Source organism: Sinorhizobium sp. 8-89, from assembly GCF_030124325.1.
In the GTDB taxonomy this organism is placed as follows: domain Bacteria; phylum Pseudomonadota; class Alphaproteobacteria; order Rhizobiales; family Rhizobiaceae; genus Sinorhizobium.
On the sequence record NZ_JASKLR010000001.1, the window covers coordinates 771,410 to 786,412 of the forward strand.

The following is a 15,003-nucleotide window of genomic DNA, read 5'->3' on the forward strand; positions in this document are numbered from 1 at the left end:
CCGATGATGTAATAATGACCACGCGTGGTCATGATGCGCGGGTGTAGCTCAGTCGGTTAGAGTGCCGGCCTGTCACGCCGGAGGTCGCGGGTTCGAGCCCCGTCACTCGCGCCACTTCTCCTGTCCTTCGATCGGTTCTGATGGTCCGGACTTTGGCATTTTTTGCATTGCGGCAATCTGTCTCGGTGCGCCATTGTCTACGGCAAGGTTCGTCGATTCCCGCAAATGCGCGTTTTGTCGTTGCTGCGCCGAATAATGCCGCTTCATCCGGTGTCGCGAAGCGGTTTAAATGCCCCTTCAAGGCTTGCGCGCGGGCGCGGGCTGCGCTAACCACTCTGGCGTTGCAACATATTTTTCGGCCTGCGAGATTTGTTGTTCAAGTGCCTCTCCGGCGCTCTCCCGCAGGCAGGGACGGATAACAATGACTGAACTTCTCGGTTCCTATGTTCCGATCGCGATTTTCATTGGAATCGCTCTTGTGATCGGCCTCGCACTCTTGGTCGCCCCTTTTGCAGTCGCCTTCAAGGCGCCCGATTCGGAAAAGCTCTCGGCCTACGAATGCGGCTTCAACGCGTTCGACGACGCCCGCATGAAGTTCGACATCCGTTTCTATCTCGTGTCGATCCTCTTCATCATCTTCGACCTGGAAGTGGCGTTCCTCTTCCCCTGGGCTGTTTCGTTCAGGGAAATGGGCTGGTTCGGCTTCTGGTCGATGATGGTCTTCCTCCTGGTGCTGACGGTCGGCTTTATCTATGAATGGAAGAAGGGAGCGCTGGAATGGAACTAACATCCGGCACCACGCTCGTTGCGCCACAGCCGAAGGGGATCATCGATCCCTCGACCGGCAAGCCGATCGGCAGCAATGATGCCTTCTTCGGCGAGATCAACAATGAGCTCGCCGATAAGGGTTTTCTCGTTACCTCGACCGATGAGCTGATCAACTGGGCGCGCACCGGTTCGCTGATGTGGATGACCTTCGGCCTTGCCTGTTGCGCCGTCGAAATGATGCAGATGTCGATGCCGCGCTATGACGCCGAACGTTTCGGCTTCGCGCCGCGTGCCTCGCCGCGCCAATCCGACGTCATGATCGTCGCCGGTACGCTGACCAACAAGATGGCGCCCGCGCTTCGCAAGGTCTACGACCAGATGCCGGAGCCGCGCTATGTCATCTCGATGGGCTCCTGCGCCAACGGTGGTGGCTACTATCACTATTCCTATTCGGTCGTACGCGGTTGCGACCGTGTCGTGCCCGTCGACATCTACGTGCCAGGCTGTCCTCCCACAGCAGAAGCGCTGCTCTATGGCGTGCTTCTGCTGCAGAAGAAGATCCGCCGGACCGGCACGATCGAGCGCTAAGGGCAGGGGGTTCTTTGACATGAGTGAAGCCCTGAACGAGCTTGCCTCCTATCTTCGCGAGACGCGCGGCGCGCTGATCGTCGACGCAGCCATCAGCTTCGGCGAACTGACGGTGACGACCAAGGCGGAAAACGTCGTGGCGCTGCTGACGTTCCTGCGCGATGACGTGCAGTGCGCCTTTATCAACCTGGTCGACGTCTGCGGCGTCGACTGGCCGCAGCGGCCCGATCGTTTCGACGTCGTCTATCACCTGCTCTCGCCGCGGCAGAACCTGCGCATCCGCGTGAAGGTCAAGACTGCGGAAGGCGAGCCTGTGCCGTCTGCGACGGCTGTTTACCCGGGCGCAGACTGGTTCGAGCGGGAAGCCTACGACCTTTACGGCATTCTCTTCACCGGCCATCCGGACCTGCGGCGCATCCTGACGGATTACGGCTTCGAGGGCCATCCGCTGCGCAAGGACTTCCCGGTCACCGGCTTCGTCGAAGTTCGTTACGACGACGAGGTCAAACGCGTCGTCTATGAGCCCGTCGAATTGAAGCAGGAATTCCGCAACTTCGACTTCCTCTCGCCATGGGAAGGGACCGAATACGTCCTGCCCGGCGATGAAAAGGCGAAGGCACGCTGAGTTAAGTCGGCCCGTGACGATCCGCCGAGGATGTCATCCGGCCTGGAGCAATCGGTATGACCGAACACAACGTCCGCAACTTCAACATCAACTTCGGTCCGCAGCACCCGGCGGCGCACGGCGTTCTACGCCTCGTGCTGGAGCTCGACGGCGAGATCGTCGAGCGCGTCGATCCGCATATCGGCCTCCTGCATCGGGGCACCGAGAAGCTGATCGAGACCAAGACCTACCTGCAGGCGATACCTTATTTCGACCGGCTCGACTACGTCGCGCCGATGAACCAGGAGCACGCCTTCGCGTTGGCCGTTGAAAGGTTGACAGGCACGCAAGTGCCGATCCGGGGCCAGCTTATCCGCGTCCTCTATTCGGAAATCGGCCGTATCCTTTCGCATCTTCTCAACGTGACGACGCAGGCGATGGACGTCGGCGCGTTGACGCCGCCGCTCTGGGGCTTCGAAGAGCGCGAGAAGCTGATGGTCTTCTACGAACGCGCCTGCGGCGCCCGCATGCACTCGGCCTATGTCCGTCCGGGCGGCGTGCATCAGGACCTGCCGCACCAGTTGGTCGAGGATATCGGCAAGTGGATCGACCCGTTCCTGAAGACTGTTGACGATATCGACGAGCTCCTCACCGGAAACCGCATCTTCAAGCAACGCAACGTCGATATTGGCGTCGTCAAGCTGGAGGATGCATGGGCCTGGGGCTTCTCCGGCGTCATGGTGCGTGGCTCGGGTGCCGCCTGGGATCTCCGCCGTGCGCAGCCCTATGAATGCTATTCCGATCTCGAATTCGACATCCCGGTCGGCAAGAACGGCGACTGCTACGACCGCTATCTGATCCGCATGATCGAGATGCGCGAGGCGGCAAAAATCATGCGCCAGTGCGTGAACCGTCTGCTCGGCGACGCGAAGGCGGGGCCGGTCTCGTCGATGGACGGCAAGATCGTGCCTCCGAAGCGCGGCGAGATGAAGCGCTCTATGGAGGCGTTGATCCACCATTTCAAGCTCTACACCGAGGGCTACCATGTACCGGCCGGCGAAGTTTACGCCGCGGTCGAAGCGCCGAAGGGCGAGTTCGGCGTCTATCTGGTCTCCGACGGCTCCAACAAGCCGTACCGGTGCAAGATCCGCGCCCCGGGCTACGCGCATCTGCAGGCTATGGACTTCCTCTGTCGCGGACACCAGCTTGCCGACGTCTCGGCTGTGCTGGGCTCTCTGGACATCGTTTTTGGCGAGGTAGACCGCTGATGCGTCTGGCGCCGCTTGCCGTTCTCGGGCTTCTTGCGTTCACTTCTGCGGCATCGGCCCAGGAGGAAGTGGACAGCGCGTCGTCCCAGGCCCTGCGCGGCGGCTCCATGTCCGCACTCCTTTCGAAGGGCTATGAGATCAAGGCCGCGGTCGCCAACGGCACGCGCTACATCGTATTTTTGCAGAAAGACCAGTCAGCCTATGCCTGCGAATTCGTCTCGGTGGCGAAATCGCGGTGTGGTTCGATTAACTGATAAGGTGTCCACTAGAATGTCCGTTCGTCGACTAGCCGAAGACACTGTCCAGCCAGCGAGCTTTGCATTTAACAAAGAGAATGCGGCCTGGGCCAAGGCAACGATCAAGAAATATCCGAAGGGCCGCGAGCAGTCGGCAGTCATTCCCCTGCTGATGCGCGCTCAAGAGCAGGACGGGTGGGTGACGAAGGCGGCGATCGAGTCGATCGCAGACATGCTTGGCATGCCCTATATCCGCGTTCTCGAAGTTGCGACTTTCTACACGCAGTTCCAGCTGAAACCCGTCGGCACGCGCGCGCATGTGCAGGTTTGCGGAACGACGCCGTGCATGCTGCGGGGCGCCGAGGATCTGATCAAGGTCTGCAAGAGCAAGATCGCTTCGGAACCCTTTGCTCTGAACGAGAGTGGGACGCTGTCGTGGGAAGAAGTCGAATGTCAGGGCGCCTGCGTGAACGCTCCGATGGTGATGATCTTCAAGGATACTTTCGAAGACCTGACGCCTGAGCGGCTGGAACAGATCGTCGACGCTTTCGAAGCAGGCAAGGGCGCGGAGATCAAGCCCGGCCCCCAGATCGATCGCTTCTATTCCGCGCCCGTTGGCGGTCCGACGACATTGCTCACGGCGGATCCGCCGATTAAGAACAGCCCCGCTCGGGCAAAGAAGGCGTCGAGCGAGCCGGCCGTCAGCGTGCCGCCGGCGAACGCGGGAAGGCCGAAGACCGCAAGCGCCGTCACCAACCCGACATTGAAGACTCCGGCGACCGCGAGAAAAGAAGCGGCCGCAATCGCCAAGGCCGAGGGCGAGACGGTTGACAAGTCCAAGCCGGCGAAGCCTGCGGTCACGGGCCGGCCCTCTCTCGAGGACAAGGACCGCCCTGCAGGCATTGAGAAGCCGCCTGTCGTCGACGACCTCAAGCTGATCTCGGGCGTCGGTCCGAAGGTCGAAGGCATCCTGAACGAGCTTGGCATTTACACCTTCGCCCAGGTCGCTTCCTGGAAAAAGGCCGAGCGCGAATGGGTCGACGGGTATCTGAATTTCAGGGGCCGCATTGAGCGCGACGATTGGGTCAAGCAGGCCAAGGCGCTCGCCAAGGGCGGCGAAGCCGAACACATCAAGGTTTTCGGCAAGAAGCCGCGGTAAAGAGGTGAACCATGCTAAAAGATGAAGATCGCATCTTTACCAATCTCTACGGCCTAAAGGACAAGTCCCTGAGCGGTGCCATGGCGCGCGGTCATTGGGACGGCACCAAGCAGATCCTTGAAAAGGGCCGCGACTGGATCATCAACGAGATGAAGGCTTCCGGCCTTCGCGGCCGTGGCGGCGCAGGCTTCCCGACAGGCCTGAAGTGGTCCTTCATGCCGAAGGAAAGTGACGGCAGGCCGCACTATCTGGTCGTCAATGCCGACGAGTCGGAGCCGGGGACCTGCAAAGACCGAGACATCATGCGCCACGATCCGCACACGCTGATCGAAGGCTGCGTGATTGCGAGCTTCGCCATGGGTGCCCACACTGCCTACATCTATGTGCGCGGCGAATATATACGAGAGCGCGAGGCGCTGCAGGCTGCGATCGACGAGTGCTATGACGCGGGCCTGCTCGGGAAGAACAACAAGCACGGCTGGGACATGGACATCTACGTCCATCACGGCGCCGGTGCCTATATCTGCGGTGAGGAGACCGCGCTGCTCGAAAGCCTCGAGGGCAAGAAGGGTCAACCGCGCCTGAAGCCGCCATTCCCGGCGAACATGGGTCTCTACGGCTGCCCGACGACCGTCAATAACGTCGAGTCGATCGCGGTTGCCCCGACGATCCTGCGCCGCGGCGCCGGCTGGTTCTCTTCGATCGGTCGGCCGAACAACGTCGGCACGAAGCTGTTCATGATTTCCGGCCACGTCAACAAGCCGTGCACGGTCGAAGAGGCGATGGGCATCACGTTCCGCGAGCTGATCGAAAAGCACGCCGGCGGCATCCGCGGTGGCTGGGATAACCTCCTGGCCGTCATCCCGGGAGGTGCGTCGTGCCCGGTGGTCAAGGCCGAAGACATCATCGACTGCCCGATGGACTTCGACGGCCTGCGCGAGGTGAAGTCGTCCTTCGGCACCGCTGCCGCGATCGTCATGGACCGGTCGACCGACATCATCAAGGCGATCGCCCGCATCTCGGCATTCTTCAAGCACGAGAGCTGCGGTCAGTGCACGCCGTGCCGGGAGGGCACGGGGTGGATGTGGCGCGTGATGGAGCGCATGGTGCAGGGCCGCGCGCAGAAGCGCGAGATCGACATGCTTTTCGACGTGACGAAGCAGATCGAGGGGCACACCATCTGTGCGCTCGGCGATGCGGCCGCCTGGCCGGTTCAGGGCCTCATCCGCAACTTCCGTCCGGAGATCGAAAAGCGCATCGACGAATACACACGCAACGCGACGTCGCACGGCGCGGTGCTCGAAGCAGCGGAGTAACGATCGATGGCCGGGATACGCAAAGACGGACAGAGCAGCGAAAAGGTCGGCGTAGCCATTCCATTCGCGGCGCCCCTCGACGTCGACCCGGCCGATCCGTTCGGCATGGCCGAATGGATGAAAAACATGCCGAATCTCTCGTCGTACCCGCTAATGGCGCATCCGGCGGCGGCAGTTGCCGCAGCAACGGCGCTTGGTTTCGGCCTGTCCAGTCATATCGCCGGCATCATGTTCGGCGCCATGCAGGGCGCTGTCGGTGCCATGCAGAAAGGCATCCCGGCGCCGGTCGAGCCGGTGCCAACGGCTGCACCGGCCAGACAGGCGGTGCAGCAAGCGCCAGAAGCTTCGTCACCCCCCGTTGTTGCGCGGTCTTCCAAGGTATCCAGGCCGAAGGCGAAAGCGAAGGCGCCCGCCAAGGCGTCGAGGCAGGTTGCGGCCGATGACCTCAAGCGGATTTCCGGCATCGGCCCGAAGCTTGAGCAGGTCTTGAACGCCAGGGGCATTCGCCGCTTTGCGGACATCGCCGGCTGGAGCGAGGCGGATGTGGCGCGGCTGGATAAGGAACTCGGCTTCGACGGCCGCATCCTGCGTGACGACTGGGTGGGGCAGGCGAAGGCGCTCAAGGGCGCGTGATGAGAGATGAGGCGATGACCCTCAGCGGCCATCGCCAGCAAGCGGCATCGCTATAAAGGAATTGTCTGCCGCCGAGAGGCAGGCGGACGGAAGACAGGATTGAGTGCGAAGATGGCAAAGCTGAAAGTCGACGGAAAAGAGATCGAGGTCCCGGATCATTTCACGCTGCTTCAGGCGTGTGAAGAAGCCGGCGCCGAGGTTCCGCGCTTCTGTTTCCATGAGCGGCTTTCGGTTGCCGGCAACTGCCGCATGTGTCTGATTGAGGTGAAGGGCGGGCCGCCGAAACCGGCCGCTTCCTGCGCCATGGGCGTGCGCGATCTGCGCCCCGGCCCGAACGGCGAAGTGCCGGAAGTCTTCACGACCACGCCGATGGTCAAGAAGGCACGCGAAGGCGTCATGGAATTCCTGCTGATCAACCATCCGCTCGACTGCCCGATCTGCGATCAGGGCGGTGAGTGCGACCTGCAGGACCAGGCCATGGCCTTCGGCATCGACAGCTCGCGCTATCAGGAGAACAAGCGCGCGGTCGAGGACAAGTATATCGGCCCGCTGGTGAAGACGGTAATGAACCGCTGCATCCACTGCACGCGTTGCGTCCGCTTCACGACTGAAGTCGCCGGCATTGCCGAACTCGGTCTCATAGGTCGCGGCGAGGACGCCGAGATCACCACCTATCTCGAGCAGGCGATGACGTCCGAGTTGCAGGGCAATGTCGTCGACCTCTGCCCGGTCGGCGCCCTGACCTCCAAGCCATTCGCCTTCACGGCACGCCCGTGGGAACTGAACAAGACCGAATCGATCGACGTCATGGACGCGCTCGGCTCGGCGATCCGCGTCGACACGCGCGGCCGCGAAGTCATGCGCATCATGCCGCGCGTCAACGAGGACATCAACGAGGAATGGATCTCCGACAAGACCCGTTTCATCTGGGATGGCCTGAAGACACAGCGCCTTGACCGCCCCTACGTCAAGAAGGACGGCCGCCTTCAGCCCGCAAGCTGGAGCGAGGCGTTCCAGGCGATCAAGGCTGCCGTTGCGAAGACCTCGGGCGACAAGATCGGCGCGATCGCCGGCGATCTCGCTTCTGTCGAGGAAATGTACGCGCTGAAGGAACTCGTTTCGTCGCTCGGCTCGCAGAATATCGACTGCCGGCAGGATGGTGCAGCGCTCGACCCGTCGCTCGGCCGTGCGAGCTACATCTTCAATCCGACGATCCAGGGCGTCGAAAGCGCTGATGCGCTGCTTATCATCGGCTCCAATCCGCGTTTCGAAGCGTCCGTGCTCAATGCACGCATCCGCAAGCGCTACCGCATGGGCAACTTCCCGATCGCCGTGATCGGCGAGCAGGGCGAACTGCGTTACGAATACGAATATCTCGGTGCCGGCAGCGAGACGCTGGCCGAACTTCTTTCCGGCAAGGCCAAGTTCTTCGCGACCCTGAAGAAAGCGCAGCGCCCGCTGATCATCGTCGGCCAGGGCGCGCTGGCAGGGGAGAGCGGTGCGGCCGTTCTCGCAAACGCCGCGAAGCTCGCGGTCGCTGTCGTCGCGGTCGGCACAGACTGGAACGGTTTTGCCGTTCTTCATACGGCTGCCTCCCGCGTCGGCGCGCTCGATCTTGGCTTTGTCCCCGGCGAGGGCGGCAAGTCGGCAGGCGATATGGTCGGCAGCGCGGAAGTGCTGTTCCTGCTCGGCGCGGACGAGCTCGACCTTTCGGCGCGCAAAGGCGGCTTCACCATCTATATCGGTTCGCATGGCGACAACGGCGCACATGCAGCCGATGTCATCCTTCCGGGCGCGACCTACACCGAAAAGTCCGGGATCTGGGTGAACACCGAAGGGCGGGTACAGATGGGCAACCGCGCCGGCTTCGCCCCTGGCGATGCGCGCGAAGACTGGGCCATCATCCGGGCGCTTTCCGATGTGCTCGGCCGAAAGCTGCCCTTTGATTCGCTTGGTGAATTGCGCGCGAAGCTCTATGCGGCTCATCCGCATTTCGCGGAGAATGACGCGATTGCAGCGGGCAGCAGCGATGAAATTGCCGCACTCGCACAAAAAGCCGGTGAGATGGCGAAATCCGTGTTTGCGTCTCCGGTCAAAGACTTCTATTTGACGAACCCGATAGCGCGCGCATCCGCCGTGATGGCCGAATGCTCGGCTTTGGCACGCAACAATTTCAAAGCTGCGGCGGAATGAGCGCGAGGGAATAGAGTATCATGGACGCTTTCGTTTCGACCTATCTCTGGCCTGCGATCATCATGGTCGCCCAGTCGCTACTGCTGCTGGTCGCGCTGCTGCTCTTCATCGCCTACATTCTGCTCGCCGACCGAAAGATCTGGGCGGCCGTGCAGCTTCGCCGCGGCCCGAATGTCGTCGGTCCCTGGGGATTGTTCCAGTCCTTCGCCGACCTCCTGAAATTCGTCTTCAAGGAGCCGGTCATTCCGGCCGGCGCCAACAAGACGATCTTCCTGCTTGCGCCGCTGGTCTCGGTGACGCTTGCTCTCGCCGCCTGGGCGGTCATTCCGCTCAACGCGAACTGGGTGATCGCGAACATCAACGTCGGTATCCTGTTCGTCTTCGCCATATCTTCTCTCGAAGTTTATGGCATCATCATGGGCGGTTGGGCGTCGAACTCGAAGTATCCCTTCCTTGGCGCGTTGCGTTCCGCCGCGCAGATGGTGTCCTACGAAGTCTCGATCGGCTTCGTCATCGTCACGGTTCTTCTTTGCGTCGGCTCGCTCAACCTAACGGACATCGTCATTGCCCAGACCGACGGCATCGGAACGATGATTGGCCTGCCAGCCTCCTTCCTCGACTGGCACTGGCTGTCGCTCTTCCCGATGTTCATCGTGTTCTTCATCTCGGCCCTTGCCGAGACGAACCGTCCGCCCTTCGACCTGCCCGAAGCCGAATCCGAACTCGTCGCCGGCTTCATGGTCGAATACGGCTCCACCCCGTACATGATGTTCATGCTCGGCGAATATGCGGCGATCTGCCTGATGTGCGCGCTGACGACGATCCTGTTCCTCGGTGGCTGGCTGCCCCCGGTTGACATCTGGCTGCTGAACTGGGTCCCAGGAATCGTCTGGTTCGTGCTCAAGGCCTCGTTCGTCTTCTTCATGTTCGCGATGGTCAAGGCGTTCGTGCCGCGCTACCGCTACGATCAGCTGATGCGCCTCGGCTGGAAGGTCTTCCTTCCGCTGTCGCTCGCCATGGTCGTGATCGTCGCATTCGTTCTGAAGCTGATGGGATGGGCTTGATGTCCGCTCAAGCTTCGCTGAATACCGCCGGTGTCTTCGATGCCGGCAAGTTTGGAGGTAAATGATGGCCGGTCTTTCGCAAGCCGTCAACTCGCTGTTTCTCAAGGAATTCGTCGGCGCATTCTTCCTGTCGATGCGCTATTTCTTCAGGCCGAAGGCAACCGTGAACTACCCCTTCGAAAAGGGCCCGGTCAGTCCGCGGTTCCGCGGCGAACATGCGCTTCGCCGCTATCCGAATGGGGAAGAGCGCTGCATCGCCTGCAAGCTGTGCGAGGCGATCTGTCCTGCCCAGGCAATCACCATCGAAGCCGGCCCGCGCCGCAACGACGGCACGCGTCGCACGGTGCGCTACGACATCGACATGGTGAAGTGCATCTATTGCGGCTTTTGCCAGGAGGCCTGTCCGGTCGACGCCATCGTCGAGGGGCCGAACTTCGAATTCGCCACCGAAACGCGTGAAGAGCTTTACTACGACAAGGAGAAGCTGCTCGCTAACGGCGACCGGTGGGAACGCGAAATCGCGCGTAACATCGCGATGGACTCGCCCTACCGCTGAGGCTATCCGCGTAACGCTGCATCGCGCCGCTTCCGAGCGGTGCATGTGAAACAGGTATTGGGCATTTGGCCGGACCGTGTCCGGCATTGCCCGTGGAGTGGGGGCAGGCGCCTTCACGCCGAGCAAGACGAAAAAGGCACCGATCATGGGTCTGCAGGTTCTTTTTTTCTATCTCTTTGCCTTCATTGCGGTGGCATCGGCATTCATGGTCATTGCGGCTAAGAATCCGGTTTACTCCGTTCTGTTCCTGATCCTGACCTTCTTTAACTCGGCAGGGCTCTTCCTGCTGACGGGGGCCGAGTTCCTCGCGATGATCCTGCTCGTCGTCTATGTCGGCGCGGTGGCTGTTCTGTTCCTGTTCGTCGTCATGATGCTCGACATCGATTTCGCGGAACTGCGTGCGGGTGTTCTTGAATATGCGCCGATCGGCGCGCTGATCGGCTTGATCCTTGCGGCCGAGCTCATCATCGTCGTCGGCGGCACCACGTTCTCGCCGGAAATCGCCAAGGGCATCTCGATGCCGATCCCGCCGGCAACCGAGCGGACGAATACCGCCGCACTCGGCGACGTTCTCTACACCCACTACATCTACTTCTTCCAGATCGCGGGGCTCGTGCTGCTCGTCGCCATGATCGGCGCCATCGTGCTGACGCTCCGTCACCGCCAGAACATCAAGCGCCAGAGCATTCCGCGCCAGGTTGCCCGCACACCGGAGACGGCCGTCGAGGTGGTCACGGTCAAGCCCGGGCAGGGCATCTAATCCGGACGCGAGGTCGAGGAACTACAACATGGAAATCGGAATTTCCCACTATCTGACCGTCAGCGCCATCCTGTTCACGCTCGGCGTCTTTGGCATCTTTCTCAATCGGAAGAACGTCATCGTCATCCTGATGTCGGTGGAACTCATCCTGCTCGCGGTCAATATCAACATGGTGGCCTTCTCGGCCTTCCTCAACGACATCACCGGTCAGGTCTTCGCGCTGTTCATCCTGACCGTGGCGGCCGCCGAGGCGGCCATCGGGCTTGCAATTCTCGTCGTCTTCTATCGCAACCGCGGCTCGATTGCCGTCGAAGACGTCAACATGATGAAGGGCTGATCGGGCTATGGACACCATTATCAAGGCTATCGTCTTTTTGCCTCTGATCGGCTTTCTCATTGCGGGTCTTCTCGGCACGCAGATCGGTGCGAAGGCATCCGAATACGTGACAAGCGGATTGATGATCATCGCGGTCGCGCTGTCCTGGTTCGTTTTCTTCGACGTCGCGCTTGGCGAAGAGGAAATGATCAAGATCTCGGTGTTGCGCTGGATCCAGTCCGGCAGCTTCGATGTCGAATGGGCCTTCCGTGTCGACACCCTGACCGCGGTCATGTTCGTGGTGGTCAACACGGTTTCGACGCTCGTGCACGTCTATTCGATCGGATACATGCATCATGATCCGCATCGGCCGCGCTTCTTCGCCTATCTGTCGCTCTTCACCTTTGCGATGCTGATGCTGATCACGTCGGACAACCTCTTGCAGATGTTCTTCGGCTGGGAAGGCGTGGGCCTGGCGTCCTATCTCTTGATCGGCTTCTGGTACAAGAAGCCTTCCGCCAATGCGGCGGCGATCAAGGCCTTCATCGTCAACCGTGTCGGCGACTTTGGTTTCTCGCTCGGAATCTTCTGCGTCTTCGTGCTCTTCGGTTCGATCAACCTCGAAACCATCTTTGCCGCCGCACAAAGCTACCTGCCGGCAGAAGGCGCCGAGGCAGGGGAACCCGTCATCACGCTGTTCGGTATGCAGCTCGACAAGGCGCATGCCTTGACCGCCACCTGCCTGCTGCTCTTCATGGGCGCAATGGGCAAGTCGGCGCAGTTCCTGCTGCACACTTGGCTGCCGGACGCGATGGAGGGACCGACGCCAGTGTCGGCCCTCATCCATGCCGCAACCATGGTCACCGCCGGTGTCTTCCTCGTTGCCCGCATGTCGCCGCTGTTCGAGCTCTCGCCCGATGCGCTGACGGTCGTTACCCTGGTCGGTGCCATCACGGCATTCTTTGCCGCAACCGTCGGCCTCGTGCAGAACGATATCAAGCGCGTCATCGCCTACTCGACCTGCTCGCAGCTCGGTTACATGTTCGTGGCACTCGGCGTCGGCGCCTATGGTGCCGCTATCTTCCACCTCTTCACGCACGCCTTCTTCAAGGCGCTCCTGTTCCTCGGCGCCGGTTCGGTGATCCACGCCGTCGATGGAGAGCAGGACATGCGTTACATGGGCGGATTGCGCACGCACATCCCGGTCACCTACTGGATGATGTTCATCGGTACGATCGCGCTGACCGGCGTCGGCATTCCGGGGACCGTCATCGGCACGGCCGGCTTTTTCTCGAAGGATGCGATCATCGAATCCACCTTCGCCTCGCATGGTGCCGTTTCCGGCGTCGCATTCATCCTTCTCGTGATCGCCGCTCTGTTCACGAGCTTCTATTCGTGGCGTCTGACCTTCATGACGTTCCACGGCAGGCCGCGGGCTTCTTCGGACGTCATGCATCACGTCCATGAGTCACCGCAGGTGATGCTGGTGCCGCTCTATATCCTCGGCGCCGGCGCGCTCTTCGCGGGCTTCCTGTTCCATGATTATTTCTTCGGCCATCACTATGTCGAGTTCTGGCAGGGCTCTCTCTTCACACTGCCTGAAAACGAAATTCTCGAGGAATACCACCACGTTCCGCTTTGGGTGAAATGGAGCCCGTTCGTGGCCATGGCGCTTGGTCTCTACACCGCCTGGTACATGTACATCCGCTCGCCGGAAACACCGAAGTATCTCGCACAGCAACACCGTGGTCTCTACCAGTTCCTGCTCAACAAGTGGTATTTCGACGAACTGTACGATTTCCTCTTCGTCCGCACCGCAAAGCGTCTCGGTACCTTCCTCTGGAAGGAGGGTGACGGCCGGGTCATCGACGGCGTCGGACCGAATGGTGTTGCGGCACGCGTTCTCGACGTGACCGACCGCGTCGTCCGGTTGCAGACCGGTTACCTCTATCACTACGCGTTCGCCATGCTGATCGGCATCGCTGCGCTCGTTACATGGATGATGCTCGGGAGTTCCTTCTGATGACCGATTGGCCCGTACTTTCCGCGGTCACCTTCATGCCGCTCGTCGGCGTTCTGCTTCTCTTGCTGACAAGGGAAGACAGCGTCTACGGCCGCCGCAACATCCTGAACGTGTCGCTGCTGACGACGATCTTCACCTTCGCCGTATCGCTCTACATCTGGTATCAGTTCGATGCCTCGAACCCCGGCTTCCAGATGGTCGAGAAGCGCGAATGGCTCGGCGCCGGCATCTCCTATCATCTCGGCATTGACGGCATTTCCGTTCTGTTCGTGCCTCTGACGGCACTCTTGATGCCATTCTGCGTGCTCGCAAGCTGGTTCACGATCGAGAAGCGCCTGAAGGAATACATGATTGCGTTTCTGATACTGGAAACGCTTATGCTGGGCGTCTTCGTCTCGCTCGATATCGTGCTCTTCTACGTGTTCTTCGAAGCGGGCCTCATTCCGATGTTCATCATCATCGGCGTCTGGGGCGGCAAGGATCGCGTTTATGCGAGTTACAAGTTCTTCCTTTACACGTTGCTTGGCTCGGTGCTGATGCTGCTTGCCATCATGGCGATGTACTGGCAGGCTGGCACGACCGACATCACGGAACTGCTCGCCTACAAGTTCCCACGCGGGATGCAGACCTGGCTATGGCTTGCCTTCTTCGCCTCCTTCGCGGTGAAGATGCCGATGTGGCCGGTTCACACCTGGCTTCCGGACGCGCACGTCCAGGCTCCGACAGCGGGTTCCGTGATCCTGGCCGGCATCCTGCTGAAGCTCGGCGGCTACGGCTTCCTGCGCTTCTCGCTGCCGATGTTCCCGCTCGCGTCGGACTATTTCGCGCCGTTCGTCTTCACGCTCTCGATCATCGCGATCATCTACACCTCGCTGGTGGCGATGATGCAGACCGACATCAAGAAGCTGATCGCCTATTCCTCGGTGGCGCACATGGGCTATGTGACCATGGGCACGTTCGCCGCCAACACGCAGGGCGTTCAGGGTGCCATCTTCCAGATGTTGTCGCACGGCGTCGTCTCCGGCGCGCTCTTCCTTTGCGTCGGCGTCGTCTATGATCGGCTGCACACCCGCGAGATCGCTGCCTATGGCGGCCTCGTCAACAACATGCCGAAATATGCGGTCGCCTTCATGGTCTTCACCATGGCGAACGTCGGCCTTCCCGGCACCTCCGGTTTCGTCGGCGAAGTGCTGACGCTGGTTGGCGCCTTCCGCGCCAATACCTGGGTCGCCTTCTTCGCGACGACCGGCGTCATTCTGTCGGCCGCCTATGCGCTCTGGCTCTACCGTCGGGTGATCTTCGGTGCGCTTGAGAAGGAGAGCCTGAAGGCGTTGCTCGATCTGTCGGCGCGCGAGAAGCTTATTCTTTACCCGCTGGTGATCCTGACGATCTTCTTCGGTGTCTATCCGGCACCGGTCTTCGATGCGACGGCGGCTTCCGTGGATCTGCTCGTCAACAACTACTCCGCAGCCCTGCAGGCAGCGCAAGACGTTGCGCTTTCGGTGCAATGACCACAGGA

The 15,003-nt window shown here is 60.9% G+C and carries 15 protein-coding genes and 1 tRNA gene; all 16 read left to right on the forward strand.

Going from position 1 to position 15,003, the window contains the following annotated elements; translation table 11 throughout:
* The first annotated feature begins 37 nt into the window (after positions 1-37).
* The 16 genes from QN219_RS03760 (at position 38) to QN219_RS03835 (ending at position 14,995) form a co-directional block, all read left to right on the forward strand.
* A tRNA-Asp gene (locus QN219_RS03760) sits at positions 38-114 on the forward strand.
* A gap of 307 nt (positions 115-421) precedes the next feature.
* A complete protein-coding gene (locus tag QN219_RS03765; protein ID WP_153436574.1) occupies positions 422-787 on the forward strand; it encodes an NADH-quinone oxidoreductase subunit A in 366 nt (121 codons plus the stop codon).
* Positions 778-1,356, forward strand: a complete 579-nt coding sequence (locus tag QN219_RS03770; RefSeq protein ID WP_153436575.1) for an NADH-quinone oxidoreductase subunit B family protein — start codon at positions 778-780, stop codon at positions 1,354-1,356. The genes QN219_RS03765 and QN219_RS03770 overlap by 10 nt, the downstream gene beginning before the upstream one ends.
* A 19-nt stretch (positions 1,357-1,375) precedes the next feature.
* Positions 1,376-1,981 (forward strand): NADH-quinone oxidoreductase subunit C, encoded by a 606-nt coding sequence (locus tag QN219_RS03775; protein ID WP_283998043.1) that lies wholly within the window; start codon positions 1,376-1,378, stop codon positions 1,979-1,981.
* A 56-nt stretch (positions 1,982-2,037) separates the two neighbouring features.
* Entirely contained in the window at positions 2,038-3,228 is a 1,191-nt protein-coding gene (locus QN219_RS03780) for an NADH-quinone oxidoreductase subunit D (RefSeq protein ID WP_283998045.1), read from the forward strand.
* Positions 3,228-3,482: a hypothetical protein gene (locus QN219_RS03785; RefSeq protein ID WP_173512536.1), complete on the forward strand. Its 255-nt coding sequence runs from the start codon at positions 3,228-3,230 to the stop codon at positions 3,480-3,482. The genes QN219_RS03780 and QN219_RS03785 overlap by 1 nt, the downstream gene beginning before the upstream one ends.
* 16 nt (positions 3,483-3,498) lie before the next feature.
* Positions 3,499-4,623, forward strand: a complete 1,125-nt coding sequence (locus QN219_RS03790; protein ID WP_283998047.1) for an NADH-quinone oxidoreductase subunit E — start codon at positions 3,499-3,501, stop codon at positions 4,621-4,623.
* Positions 4,624-4,634: 11 nt separating this feature from the next.
* Positions 4,635-5,939, forward strand: coding sequence for an NADH-quinone oxidoreductase subunit NuoF (gene nuoF / locus QN219_RS03795; protein WP_283998048.1), 1,305 nt, complete (start codon positions 4,635-4,637; stop codon positions 5,937-5,939).
* 6 nt (positions 5,940-5,945) lie between these two features.
* Positions 5,946-6,572 (forward strand): NADH:ubiquinone oxidoreductase, encoded by a 627-nt coding sequence (locus tag QN219_RS03800; protein WP_283998049.1) that lies wholly within the window; start codon positions 5,946-5,948, stop codon positions 6,570-6,572.
* Between the two features lie 111 nt (positions 6,573-6,683).
* A complete protein-coding gene (nuoG, locus tag QN219_RS03805; protein ID WP_283998051.1) occupies positions 6,684-8,765 on the forward strand; it encodes an NADH-quinone oxidoreductase subunit NuoG in 2,082 nt (693 codons plus the stop codon).
* Between the two features lie 20 nt (positions 8,766-8,785).
* Positions 8,786-9,829: an NADH-quinone oxidoreductase subunit NuoH gene (nuoH, locus tag QN219_RS03810; protein ID WP_283998053.1), complete on the forward strand. Its 1,044-nt coding sequence runs from the start codon at positions 8,786-8,788 to the stop codon at positions 9,827-9,829.
* Positions 9,830-9,893: 64 nt separating this feature from the next.
* Positions 9,894-10,385 (forward strand): NADH-quinone oxidoreductase subunit NuoI, encoded by a 492-nt coding sequence (gene nuoI, locus QN219_RS03815; RefSeq protein ID WP_136504284.1) that lies wholly within the window; start codon positions 9,894-9,896, stop codon positions 10,383-10,385.
* 145 nt (positions 10,386-10,530) lie between these two features.
* Entirely contained in the window at positions 10,531-11,145 is a 615-nt protein-coding gene (locus QN219_RS03820; RefSeq protein WP_283998273.1) for an NADH-quinone oxidoreductase subunit J, read from the forward strand.
* A gap of 28 nt (positions 11,146-11,173) precedes the next feature.
* Positions 11,174-11,482: an NADH-quinone oxidoreductase subunit NuoK gene (gene nuoK / locus QN219_RS03825; RefSeq protein WP_034803568.1), complete on the forward strand. Its 309-nt coding sequence runs from the start codon at positions 11,174-11,176 to the stop codon at positions 11,480-11,482.
* A 7-nt stretch (positions 11,483-11,489) separates the two neighbouring features.
* Entirely contained in the window at positions 11,490-13,484 is a 1,995-nt protein-coding gene (nuoL, locus tag QN219_RS03830; RefSeq protein WP_283998055.1) for an NADH-quinone oxidoreductase subunit L, read from the forward strand.
* Positions 13,484-14,995 carry an NADH-quinone oxidoreductase subunit M gene (locus QN219_RS03835; RefSeq protein WP_283998056.1) on the forward strand — a complete coding sequence of 504 codons (1,512 nt, stop codon included), beginning with the start codon at positions 13,484-13,486 and terminating at the stop codon, positions 14,993-14,995. The genes nuoL and QN219_RS03835 overlap by 1 nt, the downstream gene beginning before the upstream one ends.
* Positions 14,996-15,003 lie beyond the last annotated feature (8 nt).

What these genes read in the sequence shown, in the direction of transcription:
- QN219_RS03765 (WP_153436574.1), top strand. Translation starts at nt 422, where the DNA reads ATGACTGAACTTCTCGGTTCCTATGTTCCGATCGCGATTTTCATTGGA.
- QN219_RS03770 (WP_153436575.1), top strand. Translation starts at nt 778, where the DNA reads ATGGAACTAACATCCGGCACCACGCTCGTTGCGCCACAGCCGAAGGGG.
- QN219_RS03775 (WP_283998043.1), top strand. Translation starts at nt 1,376, where the DNA reads ATGAGTGAAGCCCTGAACGAGCTTGCCTCCTATCTTCGCGAGACGCGC.
- QN219_RS03780 (WP_283998045.1), top strand. Translation starts at nt 2,038, where the DNA reads ATGACCGAACACAACGTCCGCAACTTCAACATCAACTTCGGTCCGCAG.
- QN219_RS03785 (WP_173512536.1), top strand. Translation starts at nt 3,228, where the DNA reads ATGCGTCTGGCGCCGCTTGCCGTTCTCGGGCTTCTTGCGTTCACTTCT.
- QN219_RS03790 (WP_283998047.1), top strand. Translation starts at nt 3,499, where the DNA reads ATGTCCGTTCGTCGACTAGCCGAAGACACTGTCCAGCCAGCGAGCTTT.
- nuoF (WP_283998048.1), top strand. Translation starts at nt 4,635, where the DNA reads ATGCTAAAAGATGAAGATCGCATCTTTACCAATCTCTACGGCCTAAAG.
- QN219_RS03800 (WP_283998049.1), top strand. Translation starts at nt 5,946, where the DNA reads ATGGCCGGGATACGCAAAGACGGACAGAGCAGCGAAAAGGTCGGCGTA.
- nuoG (WP_283998051.1), top strand. Translation starts at nt 6,684, where the DNA reads ATGGCAAAGCTGAAAGTCGACGGAAAAGAGATCGAGGTCCCGGATCAT.
- nuoH (WP_283998053.1), top strand. Translation starts at nt 8,786, where the DNA reads ATGGACGCTTTCGTTTCGACCTATCTCTGGCCTGCGATCATCATGGTC.
- nuoI (WP_136504284.1), top strand. Translation starts at nt 9,894, where the DNA reads ATGGCCGGTCTTTCGCAAGCCGTCAACTCGCTGTTTCTCAAGGAATTC.
- QN219_RS03820 (WP_283998273.1), top strand. Translation starts at nt 10,531, where the DNA reads ATGGGTCTGCAGGTTCTTTTTTTCTATCTCTTTGCCTTCATTGCGGTG.
- nuoK (WP_034803568.1), top strand. Translation starts at nt 11,174, where the DNA reads ATGGAAATCGGAATTTCCCACTATCTGACCGTCAGCGCCATCCTGTTC.
- nuoL (WP_283998055.1), top strand. Translation starts at nt 11,490, where the DNA reads ATGGACACCATTATCAAGGCTATCGTCTTTTTGCCTCTGATCGGCTTT.
- QN219_RS03835 (WP_283998056.1), top strand. Translation starts at nt 13,484, where the DNA reads ATGACCGATTGGCCCGTACTTTCCGCGGTCACCTTCATGCCGCTCGTC.